This is a genomic window from Pseudomonas sp. MS15a(2019), from assembly GCF_013277805.1.
GTDB classification, from domain to species: Bacteria; Pseudomonadota; Gammaproteobacteria; order Pseudomonadales; family Pseudomonadaceae; genus Chryseomonas; species Chryseomonas benzopyrenica.
The window spans coordinates 460,329-478,715 of the sequence record NZ_VBTN01000003.1; the positions used below are offsets into that span (position 1 = coordinate 460,329).

15 protein-coding genes are annotated in these 18,387 nt (G+C 66.8%); 6 read left to right on the forward strand and 9 right to left on the reverse strand.

Translation table 11 applies throughout. From position 1 onward, the window contains the following. Window positions 1-39: 39 nt before the first annotated feature. The 4 genes from FEZ61_RS05695 to FEZ61_RS05710 form a co-directional block, all read right to left on the reverse strand. A complete protein-coding gene (locus FEZ61_RS05695) occupies window positions 40-1,293 on the reverse strand; it encodes an OprD family porin (RefSeq protein WP_173147668.1) in 1,254 nt (417 codons plus the stop codon). A 72-nt stretch (window positions 1,294-1,365) separates the two neighbouring features. Continuing rightward, window positions 1,366-2,679, reverse strand: a complete 1,314-nt coding sequence (locus FEZ61_RS05700) for a citrate:proton symporter (protein ID WP_017641218.1) — start codon at window positions 2,677-2,679, stop codon at window positions 1,366-1,368. 114 nt (window positions 2,680-2,793) lie between these two features. Next, window positions 2,794-4,107, reverse strand: a complete 1,314-nt coding sequence (gene dctA / locus FEZ61_RS05705) for a C4-dicarboxylate transporter DctA (RefSeq protein ID WP_173147669.1) — start codon at window positions 4,105-4,107, stop codon at window positions 2,794-2,796. 58 nt (window positions 4,108-4,165) lie between these two features. Then, entirely contained in the window at window positions 4,166-5,245 is a 1,080-nt protein-coding gene (locus FEZ61_RS05710; protein ID WP_173147671.1) for a 4-oxalomesaconate tautomerase, read from the reverse strand. A gap of 146 nt (window positions 5,246-5,391) precedes the next feature. Here FEZ61_RS05710 and FEZ61_RS05715 point away from each other — a divergent pair, with 146 nt between their 5' ends. From FEZ61_RS05715 to FEZ61_RS05735, 5 genes are all read left to right on the forward strand, one after another. Beyond that, window positions 5,392-6,291, forward strand: coding sequence for a LysR family transcriptional regulator (locus FEZ61_RS05715; RefSeq protein ID WP_173147673.1), 900 nt, complete (start codon window positions 5,392-5,394; stop codon window positions 6,289-6,291). 210 nt (window positions 6,292-6,501) lie between these two features. Next, entirely contained in the window at window positions 6,502-7,353 is an 852-nt protein-coding gene (locus tag FEZ61_RS05720) for a ubiquinol oxidase subunit II (protein ID WP_346342859.1), read from the forward strand. Next, window positions 7,346-9,409, forward strand: coding sequence for a cbb3-type cytochrome c oxidase subunit I (locus tag FEZ61_RS05725; protein ID WP_173147676.1), 2,064 nt, complete (start codon window positions 7,346-7,348; stop codon window positions 9,407-9,409). Before FEZ61_RS05720 ends, FEZ61_RS05725 begins: the two co-directional genes overlap by 8 nt. Next, window positions 9,406-10,035, forward strand: a complete 630-nt coding sequence (locus FEZ61_RS05730) for a cytochrome c oxidase subunit 3 (protein WP_173147678.1) — start codon at window positions 9,406-9,408, stop codon at window positions 10,033-10,035. The genes FEZ61_RS05725 and FEZ61_RS05730 overlap by 4 nt, the downstream gene beginning before the upstream one ends. Then, window positions 10,032-10,340, forward strand: coding sequence for a cytochrome C oxidase subunit IV family protein (locus FEZ61_RS05735; RefSeq protein ID WP_173147680.1), 309 nt, complete (start codon window positions 10,032-10,034; stop codon window positions 10,338-10,340). The genes FEZ61_RS05730 and FEZ61_RS05735 overlap by 4 nt, the downstream gene beginning before the upstream one ends. A gap of 45 nt (window positions 10,341-10,385) precedes the next feature. Here FEZ61_RS05735 and FEZ61_RS05740 read toward each other — a convergent pair whose 3' ends face one another. Both FEZ61_RS05740 and FEZ61_RS05745 read right to left on the reverse strand, forming a co-directional pair. Continuing rightward, window positions 10,386-11,681 carry a sorbosone dehydrogenase family protein gene (locus FEZ61_RS05740; RefSeq protein WP_064309515.1) on the reverse strand — a complete coding sequence of 432 codons (1,296 nt, stop codon included), beginning with the start codon at window positions 11,679-11,681 and terminating at the stop codon, window positions 10,386-10,388. Next, window positions 11,678-12,106, reverse strand: a complete 429-nt coding sequence (locus FEZ61_RS05745) for a DUF2231 domain-containing protein (protein WP_158894380.1) — start codon at window positions 12,104-12,106, stop codon at window positions 11,678-11,680. Before FEZ61_RS05745 ends, FEZ61_RS05740 begins: the two co-directional genes overlap by 4 nt. Window positions 12,107-12,370: 264 nt before the next feature. Here FEZ61_RS05745 and FEZ61_RS05750 point away from each other — a divergent pair, with 264 nt between their 5' ends. Beyond that, entirely contained in the window at window positions 12,371-13,495 is a 1,125-nt protein-coding gene (locus FEZ61_RS05750; protein WP_173147682.1) for an MFS transporter, read from the forward strand. Window positions 13,496-13,549: 54 nt separating this feature from the next. Here the strand turns inward: FEZ61_RS05750 and FEZ61_RS05755 are convergent, their stop codons facing one another. The 3 genes from FEZ61_RS05755 to FEZ61_RS05765 form a co-directional block, all read right to left on the reverse strand. After that, window positions 13,550-14,875, reverse strand: a complete 1,326-nt coding sequence (locus FEZ61_RS05755) for a M20/M25/M40 family metallo-hydrolase (RefSeq protein ID WP_173147684.1) — start codon at window positions 14,873-14,875, stop codon at window positions 13,550-13,552. A 148-nt stretch (window positions 14,876-15,023) separates the two neighbouring features. Beyond that, a complete protein-coding gene (locus tag FEZ61_RS05760) occupies window positions 15,024-17,105 on the reverse strand; it encodes a 3-hydroxyacyl-CoA dehydrogenase NAD-binding domain-containing protein (protein WP_173147686.1) in 2,082 nt (693 codons plus the stop codon). Window positions 17,106-17,123: 18 nt separating this feature from the next. Then, window positions 17,124-18,374 (reverse strand): OprD family porin, encoded by a 1,251-nt coding sequence (locus FEZ61_RS05765; protein WP_064309519.1) that lies wholly within the window; start codon window positions 18,372-18,374, stop codon window positions 17,124-17,126. Window positions 18,375-18,387 lie beyond the last annotated feature (13 nt).

Below are 18,387 nucleotides of genomic sequence, written 5' to 3' on the forward strand. Positions count from 1 at the left end.
CCAGGGGAGTCGCCCTCGCGACTCCCCTCCTCCCCTCTGCTACCAGAGCGCCAGGTCGTAGGTCAGGTACAGGCGATTGCTGTCCCGACCACGGGCGAAGTCGGCGCGATAGACATAGTTGCGCAGCTTGACCCCGAACCCCTTGAGCGAGCCCTTGGGCACCACGTAGGCCAGTTCCACATCGCGTTCCCACTCGTGCAGGCCTTCGCTGCCGGAGCGACTGTTTTCGCCGCTGATGTAGCGGGTCATGAAGGTCAGCCCGGGCAGCCCCAGCGTCTTGAAGTCGTAGACGTAGCTGAGCAGCCAGGTCTTCTCGTCTTCCTCGATGAACTTGCCGATGCCGACGTTGCTGAAGGAATAGACGGTGGCACCGCTGATGTAAGGCAGGCCGGCATCCCCGCTGAGCTTTTGCAATCCCGCGCCGACCGTATGGCCGCTGTTGGAATAGGTTAGTTGGCCGCTGAGCATGTCGTTGTCGATCTTGCCCGCGTAGGCCGCGCCCGTGTCGCGACTCTTGAAGTAACGCAGGTCGCCCGTCAGCACCCCGCCGGCGAGCGGCAGGTCATGCTGGATACCGGCGAAATCCTGGCGATAGAAGTTGTTCAGCTCACCGTGGAAGTAGCTGAGCCTCAGGCTCTTGCTCACCTGGTACTCGGCACCGCCGTAGCTGAAATTGCCGGACTGGCTGCCGCTGTAGCCGTCGGGAAAGAGGCCGTTGCTGTCGGTGGAATCGCGCAGCTTGAAGCGATCGAGGTGGGTCAGGGTCAGCGTCAGGCCCTGGATGTCGTCGCTGGTGACCTGGGTGCCCTGGTAGGTCTGGGGCAGCAGGCGGGCATCGTTGTAGACCAGCACCGGGGTCTTGGGCAACAGGGTGCCGTGCTTGACCACCGTCTTGCCCAGCCGCGCCTTGGCGGTGGCGCCGAAGGCGCTGGCCTCCGCCGCCGCCCGCCCGTCGCTGTGCACCGGCAACAATCCAGTACCGCTACGCCCGCGCCCGGAGTCCAGGCGCACGCCCAGCAGGCCGAGAGCGTCCAGGCCGAAACCGACGGTGCCCTGGGTGAAGCCCGAGCGGTAGTCCAGCAGGAACCCCTGAGCCCACTCGGTGCGCTCGCTCTTGGCCGTGGCAGCGGCGCGCGCGCTCAGGCCCTGTTCGTCGCGGAAGTTCTCGTTGAAGTAGACATTGCGCAGTTGCAGCCTGAGCTTGCTGTCTTCGAGGAAGCCGGCGGCGTCGGCGAAGGGCATACAGGCGCACAGGGCGGCGCAACCCGCGCCACCCTTGAGGAGTTGGGACATGAGGAAGTCTCTTGTTGTTTTTGGAGTGGGATTGCAGCGGGCGGGCACGAGCATGCCCGCCCGCCAGGAGGATCAGACGAAGAAGGAGATGGCGCCGGTGAGCAGTGCGATGGCGGTGATGACCAGGGAGGTCAGCACGGCCCATTTGACGGTGGCCTTCTGGAAGTCACCGATGTCGCGGTCGACCATGCCCACCAGCAACAGGGTGGAGGCCACCAGCGGACTCATCAGGTGCACCGGCTGGCCCAGCACCGAGGCGCGGGCGATCTCCACCGGATCGATCCCATAGGCCGCGGCGGCATTGGCCAGGATAGGCACCACGCCGAAGTAATAGGCATCGTTGGACAGCACGAAGGTCAGCGGCATGCTGGTGATGGCCACCACCAGCGGGAACCAGTGGCCCCAGGCCGGCGGAATCCAGTCGACCAGGGTCTGGGCCAGGGCATCGACCATCTTGGTGCCGGAAAAAATGCCGGCGAAGATGCCCGCGGCGAACACCAGGAGCACCACGGTCATGGCGTTGCCCGAGTGCGCCAGGATGCGCTCCTTCTGCAACTCCAGCTGCGGGTAGTTGATCATCAGCGCCAGCACGAAGCCGATCATGAAGAGGATGGCCGCGTGCATCACACCCATGACCAGGGCGGTCATCACCGCGATCACCAGCACCAGATTGACGTAGGCCAGGCGGGGGCGCTTGTTCGGCGAGTCACCGAGGATCTCCTCGATATAGCACTTGCCGCCCGCCGCCCCGCCGCTTTCCAGGGCGACGTTGCCGATGCGCGCGCGCTCGCGGCGACCGAGCAGGAAGGCGGTGAAGACCACCCAGGCCGCCCCGCCGATCACCGTGGGCAGCATGGGAATGAAGTAGGCGGTGGCGTCCAGCCCCAGGGCGGCGATGGCGCGGGTGGCCGGGCCGCCCCAGGGACTCATGCCGCTCATGATGCTCAGCGAGAGCATGGAGACGGTCGCCAGCACCATGGGATTCATGCCGATGCGCTTGTACAGCGGCAGCATGGCGGCGCAGGTGATCATGTAGGTGGTGGTGCCGTCGCCGTCCAGGGCCACCAGCAGCGAGAGCAGCGCGGTGCCGATGGCGATCTTCACCGGGTCGCCGTTGACCCGCTTGAGGATCTTGCGGATCAGCGGATCGAACAGTCCGGCATCGATCATCAGGCCGAAGAAGAGGATGGCGAAGAGCAGCAGCGCCGCCGAGGGCGCCACCATCTTGAGGCCGTCGAGCATCATCTTGCCGGTGGTGGGAGCGAAGCCACCGATGAGGGCGAAGACGATGGGCACCACGGTGAGCGCCACGATGGGCGACAGACGTTTGCTCATGATCAGGTAGGTGAAGGTCACCACCATGATCAGACCGAGAAGCGCGAGCATAGGCATATCCCTTGTTCTTGTCGTGTGCCTGGCCAAACGCGGGCCAGCCGATCCCCTCCTCCGGCCAGGTGACGGCGCGGAGGTGGGACTGCAGCGGTAGCGGGGTTTAAACGATCAGGCGTGGGGACGAACGTCCGGTGCCGTCCACTCGGCGGCCTCGGGCAGCACCACGGGTTCGGCCTTGCCGGTTTCCAGGGCACGCATCAGCTTGTTGCGATCGCAGGCGTCCTCGCCCAGCGCGATCACCACGGTGGCCACGGCGTTGCTGGCCAGGCTGGTCAGGGCGCGGGCCTCGGACATGAAGCGGTCGATGCCGATGAGCAGGGCCAGACCGGCCAGGGGGATGTCATGGATCACGGTGAGGGTCGAGGCCAGGGCGACGAAGCCGCTGCCGGTCACCCCTGCCGCACCCTTGGAGGACAGCAGCATGATCGCCAGCATGGTCAGGGTCTGGCCGATGGTGAGGTCGATGTTGCAGGCCTGGGCGATGAAGACCGCGGCCAGCGACAGGTAGATGGCGGTGCCGTCCAGGTTGAAGGAATAACCGGTGGGCAACACCAGGCCGACCACGCCCTTCTTGCAGCCCAGGCCTTCGAGCTTCTGCAGCATGCGCGGCAGCACCGGCTCGGTGGACGAGGTGCCGAGCACCACCAGGAATTCCTCGCGGAAGTAGCGCAGCAGCTTCCACAGGCTGAAGCCGCGCGAGCGGCACAGCGCGCCCAGCACCACGAAGACGAAGAAGGCGCAGGCGATGTAGAGGGTGGCGATCAGCTTGGCCAGGGAACCCAGCGAGGTGATGCCGTACTGGCCGACGGTAAAGGCCAGGGCGCCAAAGGCACCCACCGGCGCGAAGCGCATCAGGTAGCCGAAGATGCGGAAGACCATCTGCGACGCCGACTCAAGCACCTCCAGCACCGGCCGGCCGCGCTCGCCCATGGCGGACAGCGCGAAGCCGCACAGCACGGCGATGAACAGCACCGGCAGCACCTCACCCTTGTTGAACGCCCCCATGAAGGTGTCCGGGATGATGTGCATGAAGAAGTCCACCACGCTGAGCTTGGCCGCCGACGCCGTGTACTGGGCGATGCTGGCGGTGCTCAGGGTCGCGGGATCGATGTTCATGCCTACGCCGGGCTGGAACAGATAGACCGCGCCGAGGCCGATGAACAGGCTGATGACGGTGAGCACCAGAAACAGCAGCAGCGTCTTGCCCATCAGCCGACCCAGGGTGCTCTTGTCGGTCATGCCGGCGATGCCGGTGACGATGGTGCAGAACACCACGGGGGCGATCATCATCTTGATCAGCTTAATGAAGGCGTCACCCAGGGGCTTGAGCGCGACGGCCTGTTGCGCCCAGAAGTGACCGACCAGCACCCCGAGGACCACGGCGCAGAGGATCTGGAAGTACAGCGATTTGGCAAGTTTCATGGGGCATCACCGTTTATTGAAGTTGTGCGGATGCGCTGGTAGTTGGGGGGATATCGCTTTAGCTGGCGTGCCTCCGCGCGGTGGGCGCGTACACGTGACCGGCGAACAGGCGGCGCGCGGTCCGGACGACCGAGGCCTGGATGGTAGTGCCGTCCGCGCCGCCGCGCGACAGCACGACGTCGATCCCGCCGCTGGGATGCTCCAGGCGGACGTGGGTCAGGTCACGCGCCGACTCGCCGAGCAGCGCCATCACCACCGTTTCCGGGGTGACGCAGGCGGTGGCCAGGCCGATGGAACCGGTGATGGCCAAGGCGCGGTGGCAGCTGTGCGGCATGAAATAGCGGACCTGCAGGGTGCCGCCGTGCTGGGGCGGAGAGACCAGTACCGGCTTGGGGATCACCTTGCCGCTGACATCGCCCAGACCCATGGCCCGACCCGCCTGCAGACGCAGGGCTTCCAGCCGCGCCAGCAGCGCCGTGTTGGCGTCCAGCTCGGCCGGCCGCTCGCTGCCGGTCACGCCCAGGTGGCGGGCCTCGACGATCATCATCGGCATGGCCATGTCGATGCAGGTCACCGGCACGCCATCGAAGACATCGGTAGCCTGGCCGGTGGGAAACAGCTTGCCGGTCTTGCTGCCCACGGCGTCGAGAAAGGTCAGTTGGACCGGTGCGGCGGTACCGGGCACGCCATCAATGGCGGTGTCGCCTTCATAGCGCACCAGGCCGCCGGGCGTATGTACCAGCGAATCGACGAAGCTGTTGGTGTTGAGGTTGCGGATGCGCACCAGGGTCTTGCCGTCTTCAGCGGCGACCAGCCCCTGCTCCACGGCGAAGGGACCCACGGCACAGAGCATGTTGCCGCAGTTGGGCGCGGTATCGACGCGGCGCTCGGCGACCATCACCTGGACGAAGAGATAGTCCACGTCGGCATCGGGATGGCTGGACGGGCTGATGATGGCGACCTTGCTGGTCTGGGGGCTGCCGCCACCAATGCCGTCGATTTCCAGTTCGTGACCGGCACCCATGAGGTCGATCAGCATCTCGTCGCGCTGGACGGGATCGCTGGGCAGGTCGCTGGCGAGGAAGAAAGGGCCCTTGGAGGTGCCGCCTCGCATGAGAACGCAGGGAATACGTTGCATGACTGCTGACTCTTGTTGATCAATAGCGGTTATTGATGTTCTGCAGGCAAGATTGGCAGCCGGACATAAATCTATCCAATGCAAATATCAGCGCTATTATTCCACTTGGATAATCAATAACGAGCCCGCAGGAGCCGAGACTGTTCATGGAATACGAGCTGCAAGATATTCGATCTTTCGTGAAAATCGCCGAACTGGGCAGCTTCCATGAGGCCGCCGACGCCCTGCACCTGTCGCAACCGGCCCTGAGCCGACGCATCAAAAAGCTGGAAGACGGCCTGGGCACGCCCTTGCTCGAGCGCACCACTCGTCGCGTCGGACTCACCAGCGTCGGCCGCGATTTCCTGCCCAAGGCGCGGCGGCTGCTGGACGACTTCGAGGATTCCATCCTCAGCATCCGCGAACTGGCCGAGCGCCAGACCGGCCAGGTCACCCTGGCCTGCATCCCCACCGCGGCCTTCTACTTCCTGCCCTCGGTGATCCGCCAGTACAACGAGCAATACCCCAAGATCCGCATCCGGCTGCTGGACCTCAGCGCCAACGACGGCCTGGAGGCCGTACTGCGCGGCGAGGCCGACTTCGGCATCAACATGCTCAGCGGCCAGCATCCGGACATCGAATTCGTCCCCCTGGTGCAGGAGCAGTTCGTGCTGGCCTGCCGGCGTGACCACGAACTGGCCGGGCGCCCCTCGATCAGCTGGGCCGAGCTGGTCGAGCACCGGCTGATCGGCGTGGGGCGCCTCAGCGGCAACCGGGTGCTGCTCGACCATGCCCTCTCCGCGCGCGGCATCCGCCCCAAGTGGTTCTACGAGGTGCAGCACCTGTCCACCTCCCTGGGCATGGTGGAAGCCGGCCTCGGCGTCTCGGCCATGCCCAGCCTGGCCATGCCGGACGCCGACCACCCGACCCTGGTCAGCGTGCCCCTCACCGATCCGGAAGTGACCCGCACCCTCGGCCTGGTCTCGCGCCGCGGCGCCTCGCTGTCGCCCGCCGCGGAAAAATTCGTCGCCATCCTGCTCGGCCAGTGGAAGACCGAACAGCCCTAGTCCGCGCCATGCACGCGCCCCTTTCCTGAACAGCAGCGGCCAAGCGCCAGTATCCAGTGAACGTCGCGCCCCCTCGGGCGGTCTGTTGGCTGCAACAACTGGTTACGGTCGGGTCCGCTCATGTCCCTAGCGCGAATATCGCGTCCTTCTACTCCTCGTCCGGAAAGCACCTCGAAGCGCCGCTCCGCCGTCGGAGCGCTGGCCGGCCTGGTGCTCGCCGCTTCGCTCACGGGCTGCTCTCCGCTGCAACACGGCTTTTTCGCCCCGGCCGGCCTCGCCGCCAGTGGCGAACGCGACCTGCTGCTGTGGATCGTCGGTCTGGCCCTGGTGGTGGTGCTGCCGGTGATCCTGCTCACCCCGCTGATCGTTTGGCGCTATCGCCACGGCAACGACCGCGCCGCCTACCGGCCGCGCTGGGAGTTCTCCTGGCTGCTGGACGTCTTCGCCTGGGGCGTCCCGGCGCTGATCGTGGCAGCCCTGGCCTTCCTGGTCTGGACCCGCACCCACAGCCTGGACCCCTATCGCTCACCGACACCCGGCGTGACGCCGCTGGAGGTCCAGGTGATCGGGCTGGACTGGAAGTGGCTGTTCCTCTATCCCGAACAGGGGATCGCCACGGTCAATGAACTGGTCCTGCCGGCAGGTCGTCCGGTGCAACTCAGGCTGACCAGCGATACGGTGATGCAGTCCCTGCTGCTGCCGCGCCTGGGGGGCCAGATCTATGCCATGGCCGGCATGCAGACCCAGCGCTATCTGCAGATTCCCGTGCCCGGCCAGTTCGAGGGTCGCAATGCCCAGTACAGCGGCGAGGGTTTCCAGGATCAGCACTTCCCGATCCGGGTGCTGGCGGAAGCGGATTTCCAAGCCTGGACTCAGCACATGAGCCAGGTTCGCGAGGCCCTGGATTGCGCCCATTACCAGGTGCTGGCCCGTCCCGGCACCCTGGAGCAGGCCGCCCAGCTGCGCCTGACCCAACCCGCCCTCTTCGCCTGGGTGCTGGCACGCTATCGCCAGGATCCGGTACCCGCCTGCGATACCTTCCAGGGAGCCACCCATGACTGATTCCTCGGCCCTCTGGCACCTGCTGTTCGGCCGCCTGGGCTACGACGCCCTGCCCTTCTACAGCCTGGTCGCCACCTGCGGCGCCAGCGTGGTGATCCTCGGCGCCCTGGCTACCGCCGGGGTGATCACCTGGCTCGGCAAGTGGCGCTATCTCTGGCAGGAGTGGTTCACCAGCCTGGACCACAAGCGCATCGGCATCATGTATGTGGTGCTGGCCCTGGTGATGTTCAGCCGCGGTTTAGTGGAAGGGGTGATGATGCGCACCCAGCAGGCGCTGGCCATCGATGCGCCGGGCTACCTGCCGCCGGAACACTTCGGCCAGCTGTTCAGCACCCACGGCACCATCATGGTGTTCTTCGTCGCCATGCCCTTTCTGACCGGGCTGATCAACTTCGTCATGCCGCTGCAGATCGGCGCCCGCGACGTGCGCTTTCCCCTGCTCAACGCCATCAGCCTCTGGCTGACCGTGGCCGGGGCGGCGCTGGTGATGGTCTCGCTGGTGCTGGGGCGCTTTTCCACCGGTGGCTGGAGCGGCTATCCGCCCTACACCGGTGCCGAGTACCAGCCCGGCGTCGGTCCCGACTACTGGATCTGGGCCCTGACCCTGAGCTCCCTGGGCAGCACCCTGACCGGCCTCAACTTCGCCGTCACCCTCTACAAGGAACGAGCGCCCGGCATGCGCCTGTTCCATATGACGCTGTTCAGCTGGACAGCGCTGTGCACCAGCATCCTGATGATCTTCGCCATGCCGCCGCTGACCGTGGCCACTCTGCTGCTGGCCCTGGACCGCTACCTGGACTTCCACTTCTTCACCAACACCCAGGGTGGCAACCTGATGAACTACATCAACCTGTTCTGGTTGTTCGGCCATCCGGAGGTGTACATCCTGATCCTGCCGGCCTTCGGAGTGTTCTCCGAGGTCTTCGCCACCTTTTCCACCAAGCGGCTCTATGGCTATCACTCGCTGGTCTGGGCCACCCTGGTGATCGCCGTGTTGTCCTTTACCGTCTGGCTGCACCACTTCTTCACCATGGGCCAGAGCCCCAAGATCAACGCCGCCTTCGGCATCGCCACCATGCTCATCGGCATTCCCACCGGGGTGAAGATCTACGACTGGATGGCAACCATGTTCCGCGGTCGCATCCGCCTGACCACGCCGCTGATCTACGCGGTAATGTTCATCATGCTGTTCGTGATCGGCGGCCTCACCGGCATCACCCTGGCCACACCGCCGGTGGACTATCAGGTGCACAACACCGTCTACCTGGTCGCCCACTTCCACAACATGCTGATCCCGGGAATGCTGTTCGGCATGCTGGCGGGCTACCACTTCTGGTTTCCCAAGGCCTTCGGCTTTCGCCTCGACGAGCGCTGGGGCCGCATCGCCGCGCTGAATTTCGGCCTGGGCTTCATCCTCGCCTTCATGCCCCTGTATGTGCTGGGCGTCTCCGGTCTGCCGCGGCGCAGCCAGGCCATCCACAACCCCGATTTCGCCCCGCTGCTGTGGGTCGCCGAACTCGGCGCGGTAGTGCTGCTGGCCGCCCTGGGCAGCCTGGTGATTCAGCTGGTGGTGAGCATTCGTCGCCGCGACAGTGCGCGGGTGCCGGCGGGTGATCCCTGGAACGGCCGGACCCTGGAATGGGCGGTCGCCGCGCCGCCGCCGGAGTACAACTTCGCCGTGCCGCTGCCGATCAACGACCGGGATCCCTTCACCTGGCTCAAGGAACAAAGCCTGGCCTACGACCGGCCGCGGACCTATGCCGATCTGGTGCTTCCCAAGAACAGTGCCGTCCCGGCCATCGTCGGCGCGGCGGGCTTCGCCTGTGCCTTCGGCCTGGTGTGGCACATCGGCTGGATGGCCGTACTGGGGCTGCTGGTGGCCTGGGGGGCGGTCATCGCCCGCAGCTTCCAGCGCGATACCGAGCGACTGATCTCGGCGGCGGACGTTCGGCGCGAACATGAGGCCTGGCTGGATGAGGTCGCCGCGACCCGCCCCGTCACGCGCGACGAGGAAACCGGGCCGGGCAATCGTGGCCTGGCGGAGATGGGGCCATGAGTTCGCGTGATATGAACCACGCCGGCCTCAACGTCGGTCACACCGATCACGCGACCCACGCCGAGGCCGAATACTCGCTGTTCGGCTTCTGGATCTTCCTGATGAGCGACGCCCTGGTGTTCGCGCTGCTGTTCGCCATCTATGCGACGCTGCAGCACGCCACTGCCGGGGGACCGGTGGCCCGGGACGTCTTCGAACTGGGCAGCGTCACCTTGCAGACCCTGGTGCTGCTGGCCAGCAGCTTCACCTACGGTCTGGCGTCGCTGGCGATGAAGTACCACGAGGGTCGGCTGCGGCCCCTGGTGACCTGGCTGCTGGTGACGCTGGCCCTGGGGCTGGTGTTCCTCGGCCTGGAGGTGCACGACTTCCTCGGCATGGCGGACAAGGGCGCCCTGCCCCAGCGCAGCGCCTTTCTCTCGGCCTTCTTCGCCCTGGTGGGCATGCACGGGGTGCACGTCGCCAGCGGCTGCCTGTGGCTGGTGGTGATGCTGGTACAACTGAGGGTGTTCGGTCTGGATACGCCAGTAAAGACCCGGCTGATGCGCCTGGGGCTGTTCTGGCATTTTCTCGATATCGTCTGGGTCGCCATCCTGTCGGTGGTCTACCTGCAGGGGCTGTTGCCATGAAGCGTGACGACTATCGCCGCGAACTGGCGAGCTATGTGATCGGCCTGGTGCTGGCGGTGACGCTGAGCCTGATCCCCATCGGTCTAGTGCTCTTCCCGACCTGGCCACGCGGGACCACCCTGGGCGTCATCTTCGGCCTGGGCCTGCTGCAGATCCTGGTGCACCTGCGCTGCTTTCTGCATATCAGCCTGGGTCGCTCGCACCGCCCCGACCTCTATCTGCTGCTGTTCACCAGCCTGATCCTGGTGCTGATGGTGGTGGGTAGTTTGATCGTGCTGGGTGATCTGCACCACCGCATGGGTTGATAACGGTCGCCGTCCCGAAAGACGGCAACCGGATCGTCACCCACCTTACTGGGTGCGCGTCACCCGCCAGATAGTGTTGGCCAGGTCGTCGGCGATGATCACGCCGCCACGTTGGTCCACCGCCACCCCGACCGGTCGGCCGCGGGTCTTGCCATCGTCGCCAAAGAACCCGGTGGCGAAGTCGATGGGCTCGCCGGCCGGGCGGCCCTGCTGGAAGGGCACGAAGACCACGCGGTAGCCCACCGGCTTGTCGCGGTTCCAGCTGCCGTGTTCGCCAACGAAGACGCCATCGGTGAATTGCCCACCCACCGCCGCGGTGGCAAAGGTCACCCCCAGGGCGGCGACATGGGAGCCCAGGCTGTAGTCGGGCTTGATGGCGGCGGCGACCTTGGCCGGATCCTGCGGCTGGGCGCGGGTATCGACGTTCTGCCCCCAGTAGCTGTAGGGCCAGCCATAGAAGCCGCCCTCGCGGATGGAGGTCAGGTAGTCCGGCACCAGGTCCGGGCCGATCTCGTCGCGCTCGTTGGCCACCGCCCACAGCTGGCCGCTGTCGGGCTGGATGGCCAGGGCGGTGGGATTGCGCACCCCAGTGGCATAGTTCTTGTGCGCGCCGCTCTGGGCATCGATCTGCCAGATCACCGCGCGATCCACCTCGACATCCATGCCGCGCTCGCCGACGTTGCTGTTGGAGCCGATGCCCACATAGAGGTAGCGACCATCGGCGCTCGCGGCGAGGGACTTGGTCCAGTGGTGATTGATCGCCGCCGGCAGGTCGACCAGCTTGTCCGGCGCGCCGCTGGCCTGGGTCTGGCCGTCCTGGTAGGGAAAGCTGACCAGGGCGTCCTGGTTGGCCACATAGATCCGCCCATTGGCGAAGGCCAGGCCATAGGGCGCGTTGAGATTCTCGGCGAACACCGTCTTGAGTTCGTATTTGCCATCGCCGTCGGCATCGCGCAGCAGGGTCAGGCGATTGCCACCCTTCACCTGGGTGTTGCCCTGGGCCTTGATGTAGCCGGCGATGACGTCCTTGGGCTTCAGCTTGGGCGCGTTGCCGCCACGGCCCTCGGCCACCAGGATGTCGCCATTGGGCAGCACCAGCATCTGCCGCGGAATGCGCAGGTCAGTGGCGATGGCGGTGATGGTGTAGCCCTGGGGCACGGTGGGCGTGCGATCGCCCCAGGGGGCCGGCTCGGCGATCTTCATGCTCGGCAGGAGGCCCCGCTGGGGTTCGGGCAGCTTGGGATCGGGCCCGCGTGCCTGGGTGTCGGCACCGCCTTCGTTGCCGCAGGCGGCCAGCAGCACGGCCAGACCAAGGACGCTCAAGGCTCTTGGAGTGCTCATCGAACCACCTCCGAACGCAGGTTGGAGAGGGCGATCCAGGCGGCCACCAGGCTCAGCACCGAAACAACCACCGAGAGGATCAGCCCGGCGGGCATCACCGCCCAGGCGTCCTTGGCGTGTTCGAAGGCATTGACCAGCCCCAGCACCCAGGCCAGCAGCAGCAGGAGGAAATAGGCCGCCGGCCGGCGACCCCGGAAACGGGCGCCAAAGAGGTTGCCCAGAGCGAACAGCAGGGCCAGCCCGGACAGCAACAGGGCGCCGGCGATCAGCCAGGCGGCGAAGTTGGCCCACTGGATCTGCATCGTCTGGTAATAGGCGATATCGCTGAGCAGACCGCCGATGAACAGCGGGACGGAGCCGGCCAGCAGCAGCGCGTGCAGCGGGCCGGGTCGGACAGGATGGTAATGGTGGGCAGCTACGGTCACTGACGACTCCTTTTCTAGACGGGACGTGGCAGGGCCGGGCAGCCACTGCGCAACGCAAGACGCACTGAAAAGGATTGCGCGCGCCCGGGGTTAGTTCAGCCGCTTCGCCTGGCGGACACCTCTTGCAAAAGAAGAGATAATGACAGTCTCGTTGCAGCCACGGCCTCTGCCAGGCGCCTGTCCGGCAATGCCGCCCGTGCAACCCGCTGTCCAGCTGCCGACCGAAGGGCTGGACGTCACCTCGTCCACAGGAATCTTTCGCGCATGAGCTCTTCCCGGTCCGTCGACCAGGCCTCCCGGCGCGCGGCCATCGTCCTCGCCTTCTGCCTGCCCAGCGACGTGCTGCTCTACCTCGTCCTGCCCATGTACGCCCCGGTCTTCGGCATCACCCTGATCGAGGCCGGCATCCTGCTGGCCGCCAACCGGGTGATCCGCATCGTCGGCTATCGCTATGTGGTGCAGCTCTATGCCCGCTGCGGCGATCGGCGCAGCCTGGTGGTGGCCGCCGCGGTGGCCGCGCTCTGCGCCCTGGGCAACGCCAACCTCTCGGGTTTCTGGGCGCTGCTGGGGCTACGCCTGGCCTGGGGCCTGAGTTTCGCCACCTTCAACCTGTCCACCCAGGTCCTGGCCACCGCCGACCCGGCCGGTGCTGCCCGGCGCACCGGTACGTCCCGGTCGCTGATCGCCATCGGCCCCATGCTGGCCCTCTCCGCGGGCGCCTGGCTCACCCTGCAGTACGGACCGCGCGCGGTGCTGCTGCTCTGCAGCGGCCTCTGCCTGATCGGCCTGCTGCTGGCGCTGGGGCTGCCCAGCGCCGGGCACCAGTTACCGGCACCCGGGCGCCGCCTGCGCTGGCCGGATCGCATCGTCACCTGGTCCTTCATCGAAGGAGTGACCCTGGACGGCTTGTTCATCTTTGGCCTGTCGGCCTTTTCCCAGGCGGTGCTGGGCGGCGACGCGGTGCTGGTGGCCGGGCTGCTGATGGCGCTGCGTTATGTGTCCGACATGCTGCTCAGCCCGCTCGGCGGCCGGGCGGCGGATCGCTATGGCGCGGCGCCCATGCTGGTGGTCTGCTCGACGCTGACCGCGCTGTTCCTGATCGCCTTCGGCTTCCACTGGCTGATCCTCGGCGCCGGCGGGGTGCTGATCCTGCGCGCCCTGCAGATCCCCCTGGTGGTGACCCTAGTCGCCGCCCGCCATCCCGGCCAGGCACGGCTGCCGGCGCTGGCCTCCAACGCCATGTGGCGCGACGTGGGCGCCAGCGTGGGTCCACTGCTGGCGGGCGTGCTCATCCCGCTGGTGCCTTCGACCCTGCTGTACCCGCTGTCCGGCCTGGCGATCTTGGTCAGCTCCCTGGCGTGCCTGAGCGTGAAGCCGGCGCGCGAGTGAGCCCGCCGGCCCTGGCATCCCGCCCTTGCGGACGGGTGCCAGGGCGGACTTGCGCTACTTGCCTTTCGCCTGCAGCACTGGCTCGCTGACACCCTTGACGCCCACCAGGGTCAGACTGGTCAGCAGCACGTTCTGCGGGCCCTGGTAGGCGTCCACCGGCTTGTACCACTCCGCCAGCGAGTGGGCACTGCCGCCCTCCCCGCCGCCGCTGATGGTCATGGCTGGCACGCCCAGGGACATGGCGGTGTTGGAGTCGGTGCTGCCGCCGCTCAAGGTGACCTTGGCGCCGTTGGTGACGGCGACGATGGCGCGCTGCGCCGTCTGCACCATGGGCGAATCCTCCGCCGTGCCACCGGCCGGACGATCACCGATCAGCTTGATGTCGACCGAGATCTGATCAGTGTCCCAGCGCTTGTTCTCCTCCTTCACCGCGTCCTGCACCAGGGCCAGTATCTCCTTCTCTTCGGCCAGCAGCGCGGCCTCTTCGTTGGATCTCATGTCCAGGGTCAGGCGCGCTTCGCCGGCGATGGCGTTGACCGAGGTGCCGCCCTGCACCGTGCCCACGGTAAAGGTGGTCTTGGGCTCCTTGGGCGGCCGCACCTCGGCGATCTTGGCGATGGCGCGACCCATGGCGTGGATGGCGCTGGGTCGCCCGAACTCGGCGAAGCTGTGGCCACCCGGTCCCTTGAAGGTCATCTCGTAGCGGTGGCTACCGGTGCCGCGATTGACGATCCGCCGCACGTCGATGCCATCCACCGAGATGAAGCCGTCGATGCCCTGGCGATCCTTGAACAGGGCCTTCACCCCGCGCAGGTTGCCCAGCTCCTCCTCGCCTACGGTGCCGACGAAGACCAGGTCGCCCACCGTCTCGATGCCGCTCTTGTTCAGGGCGTCGATCACCGACAACAGCGCCGCCAGGCCCCGGGCGTCATCGCCGATGCCGGGGCCATAGGTCTTGCCGTCCTGTTCCTTGAGGGTCAGGTCAGTGCCCTCGGGAAACACCGTATCCAGGTGCGCCGAGACCACCAGCTGCGGCCCCTGGCCGCTGCCCTTGCGGGTGGCGATCACATAGCCTTCCGGGGCGATGCTGGCGTCCTTGAGCCCCAGCTCCTGGAAGCGCTTGAGGTAATACTCGGCACGCACCTTTTCCTTGAACGGCGGCGCAGGAATCTGGGCGATGTGCTTCTGTTCCGTGAAGGTGCGGCCATCATCGGCGCGCAGCGCTTCCAGGGCCTTGGCGACCCGGGCATTGCCCTGCACGGCGGAGAGGGAACCCTCGACGCCCGGCGCGGCGGCCAGGGGCAGCGCCAGGGTGGCGGTCGCAGCGGTGAGCACGAGTGCGGAAAAGCGATTGGCCAAGGCCGAACGAGCAAAAGACATCTGACACTCCCATTGCCTGAATTGGTGTTCCGAAGAAGCGCAATCGTCAGACGAATGCGCCCCGCCTGACCCTAGGTGCCCGCGAACGAAAGGTCAAAGAACCCGGCGCTCTCGGATATGCAGCGTCGTTCAGGGTGCTCTTCGCGACTCAGGAATCCAGAAACCTCCGCCCCTCGGCCGCCAGCTGCCTGAGCCGCGGAGAGATTCGCGTCCCGCGCTCGGCCAGGGCGGCGGACCAGCCTTCCAGGGTGGTGACGATCCGCTCCAGCCCACACTCGTCGGCGTGGTACAGCAGCCCGCCGCGATAGCGCGGAAAGCCGTAGCCGTGCAGCCAGACCAGATCGATGTCCACTGCTTGCTCGACGATGCCCTCCTCCAGCAGCCAGGCCGCCTCGTTGATCATCACGAACAGGCAGCGTTCGAGGATCTCCGTATCACTGTGGCTGCGTGGGGCGATGCCCCGGCGCTGACGGTGGGCGGCGAGCAACTCGGCGACCAGGGGATCCGCCTGGCCCTGGCGCTGACCCGGCCCATAGCGGTAGTAGCCGGCGCCGGACTTCTGGCCAAGACGGCCGCGGGCGTGCAGCTGCTCGATCAGGTCGCAGGCCCGCTCGGCAGGGCTGAGGGATTCACCCCGCCCCTGGCGATTGCGCCAGGCGATGTCGATCCCGGCCAGGTCGCGCAGCTCGAAGGGGCCCATGGGAAAGCCGAATTCACGCAGCACCCGGTCGACCTGTTCGGGTGCTGCGCCCTCTTCCACCAGCAGGGTCGCCTCGCGCTCGCGTACCGCCAGCAGGCGATTGCCGACGAAGCCATGGCAGTTGCCCACCGCCACCGTGGTCTTGCCCAGGCGCTCGCCCAGCTGCAGGGCAGTGGCCAGTACCGCAGGCGCGACCGCGCGGGTGCGAACCACCTCCAGCAGCTTCATCACCTGGGCCGGACTGAAGAAGTGCATGCCGATCACCGCCTCGGGCCGGCCGGTCACCCCGGCGATGGCATCGATGTCGAGATAGGAGGTGTTGGTGGCCAGGATGGCGCCAGGCTTGGCCAGACGATCGAGCTGACGAAAGACCTCCTGCTTGACCACCAGATCCTCGAACACCGCCTCGATGATCAGATCGGCGTCGGCTACCGCGTCCAGGGTCGCTTCACAGCGGATCAGGGCGGCGCGCGCGCTGGCCTGATCCGCCGTCAGGTGGCCCTTGGCCAGGGCTCCGGAGAAGTAGCCGTCGATCGTGGCGCGGCCTCGTTCCAGGGCCTGGGGCTGGGTATCGATCAGGACGGTGGCCAGGCCGGCGTTGGCCAGGCAGAGGGCGATACCGCTGCCCATCAGCCCCGCGCCGATCACCGCCACCTGCCGCAACGCTACGAGAGGCGCCGCCGTGGCCAGGGCGCGATTACGACCCGCCAGGGCGCGCTCGGCGAAGAACACCTGGCGCATGGCCCGGGCCTGAGCGGACTCGCGCCGGGCAACGAACAGCTCACGCTCGCGCTGCAGGGCGGCGGACAGCGGCAGCTGCCAGGCACCGCGCAAGGCGTCCAGCGCCAGCACCGGTGCCTCCTGGCCCGGAAACTTGCGCAGCAGCCCGCGGGCCTGGGCCTCGAAGGAATCGGGGTCGAACGGAGATACTGTCTGCGCCGCCGTCGGCCGTGGCGACAAGGAGGGATGATCACGCAGAAAATCCTGGGCCAGGGCCAGAGGTTCACCTTCGCCCAGACCATCGATCAGCCCCGCGCCAAGCGCCGCACTGGCATCCATGCGCGTGCCGCCCACGATCATATCCAGCGCCAGGGGTGCGCCAACCAGGCGCGGCAGGCGCTGGGTGCCGCCCGCGCCCGGGATCAGGCCCAGGCTGACTTCCGGCAAGGCGAAGGTGGTAGCGGTCGCCGCGACCCGGTAATGACAGGCCAGCGCCAGCTCCAGCCCGCCGCCCAATACCGTGCCATGCAGCGCGGCGATCACCGGCTTGGGCGAGGCTTCGAAGGCCGCCAGCACAGCCGGCAGATGGGGCTCCTGCAGCGGCAGGTCGAATTCGCGGAGGTCGGCGCCGGCGACGAAGGTCCGCCCGGCGCAGGTGATCACCAGCGTCTGGATCCCGTCATCGGCCAGGGCCTCCTGCAGCCGAGCCAGGAGCCCCGCACGCACCTCGCGGGACAGGGCATTGACCGGTGGATGGTCCAGGGTGATGACGCCCAGGGCGTCGATCCGTTGCAGGGTTACGATGGTCATGTAGGGTCTCCCGAAGGGTCAGAGCAGCGACAGCGGATAGCTGGCGATGACGCGGACGTCATTGGCGTCCCGCGAGAAATCGGAACGGTAGGTGGCGCTGCGCAGGCGCAGATTCAGGCCCTTGAGCGAGCCGCCCTGCAGCACGTATTGCAGCTCCACATCCAGTTCCCGTTCGCCGCCGGACGCGCCGCCGCGCAGTTCGGCCTGGCTGCCGCGTACGAAGCGCGTCATGAAGTTCAGGCCGGGGATACCCAGCTGGCCGAGGTCATAGTCGTAGCGCGCCTGCCAGGAGCGCTCGTTGGTCTCGGCGAAGTCGCCCACCTGGACGAAGTTGACCAGATAGGGGTCGGTGCCATTGACGTAGGGAAAGGCCGTCGAGCCCGACATCTTCTGATAGCCCAGGCCCAGGGAGTGGCCGGCGCGCTTGTAGGTACCCAGGGCGCTGAAGGCGTGGTTGTCGATGCGTCCGCCGCGGGCGCGACCCTCGTCGTCGCTGTTGAACAGCCGCACCTCGGTGAGGAAGGCGCCCCAGTCGCCCTTGCGGCGGTCGGTCAGGCCGAGAAAGCGCTGGCGATAGACATCTTCCAGCACGGCGTACTGGGCGCTCACATCGGTGGTGGTGCCGAAGCGGTAGAGGGCGCCGACGACATTGAAATCGCCCCCCTCGAGGGAGCCGCTGAAACGGCGATTCTTGTTGTTCAGCGCGAGGCCGTCGGCCCCGGAGCTGTCGCGATAGACCGTGCGCTGGATGTTGGCGCCGGTCAGGGTCAGACCCTTGATCTCCTTGAATTCGAACTGGCTGCCCTCGAAGGTCTGGGGCAGCAGGCGGCCATTGTTGGTGACCAGGGTCGGCCAACGCGGTAGCAGGGTGCCGATCCGCAATTCGCTCCTGGAGAGGCGCGCCTTGAAGGTCGCCCCGGCCTTGGCGTATTCGCCGGGCGCGCGGCCCTCGTCGTCTACCGGCAACAGACCGGTGCCGGTGCGGCCACGGCCCGAATCGAGCTTCAACCCCACCAGGCCCAGGGCGTCCAGGCCGAAGCCAAGGGTGCCCTGGGTAAAGCCGGATTCGTACTTGAGGATGAAGCCCTGGCCCCACTCCTCACGCTTGGACTGGCCGCTGCCGTCGCGGAAGTCGCGATTCATATAGAAGTTGCGTAGTTCCAGGGTGGCCTTGCTGTCTTTGAGGAAGCCCTCGGCATAGGTCAGGGGCGACAGCAGGGCAATACCCAGCCCTGCCGCCAGGATCGGCTTGTCATGATGCCTGTGCATAGGAGGTCTCTAC

What these genes read in the sequence shown, in the direction of transcription:
- FEZ61_RS05695 (WP_173147668.1), bottom strand. Translation starts at nt 1,293, where the DNA reads ATGTCCCAACTCCTCAAGGGTGGCGCGGGTTGCGCCGCCCTGTGCGCC.
- FEZ61_RS05700 (WP_017641218.1), bottom strand. Translation starts at nt 2,679, where the DNA reads ATGCTCGCGCTTCTCGGTCTGATCATGGTGGTGACCTTCACCTACCTG.
- dctA (WP_173147669.1), bottom strand. Translation starts at nt 4,107, where the DNA reads ATGAAACTTGCCAAATCGCTGTACTTCCAGATCCTCTGCGCCGTGGTC.
- FEZ61_RS05710 (WP_173147671.1), bottom strand. Translation starts at nt 5,245, where the DNA reads ATGCAACGTATTCCCTGCGTTCTCATGCGAGGCGGCACCTCCAAGGGC.
- FEZ61_RS05715 (WP_173147673.1), top strand. Translation starts at nt 5,392, where the DNA reads ATGGAATACGAGCTGCAAGATATTCGATCTTTCGTGAAAATCGCCGAA.
- FEZ61_RS05725 (WP_173147676.1), top strand. Translation starts at nt 7,346, where the DNA reads ATGACTGATTCCTCGGCCCTCTGGCACCTGCTGTTCGGCCGCCTGGGC.
- FEZ61_RS05730 (WP_173147678.1), top strand. Translation starts at nt 9,406, where the DNA reads ATGAGTTCGCGTGATATGAACCACGCCGGCCTCAACGTCGGTCACACC.
- FEZ61_RS05735 (WP_173147680.1), top strand. Translation starts at nt 10,032, where the DNA reads ATGAAGCGTGACGACTATCGCCGCGAACTGGCGAGCTATGTGATCGGC.
- FEZ61_RS05740 (WP_064309515.1), bottom strand. Translation starts at nt 11,681, where the DNA reads ATGAGCACTCCAAGAGCCTTGAGCGTCCTTGGTCTGGCCGTGCTGCTG.
- FEZ61_RS05750 (WP_173147682.1), top strand. Translation starts at nt 12,371, where the DNA reads ATGAGCTCTTCCCGGTCCGTCGACCAGGCCTCCCGGCGCGCGGCCATC.
- FEZ61_RS05755 (WP_173147684.1), bottom strand. Translation starts at nt 14,875, where the DNA reads ATGTCTTTTGCTCGTTCGGCCTTGGCCAATCGCTTTTCCGCACTCGTG.
- FEZ61_RS05760 (WP_173147686.1), bottom strand. Translation starts at nt 17,105, where the DNA reads ATGACCATCGTAACCCTGCAACGGATCGACGCCCTGGGCGTCATCACC.
- FEZ61_RS05765 (WP_064309519.1), bottom strand. Translation starts at nt 18,374, where the DNA reads ATGCACAGGCATCATGACAAGCCGATCCTGGCGGCAGGGCTGGGTATT.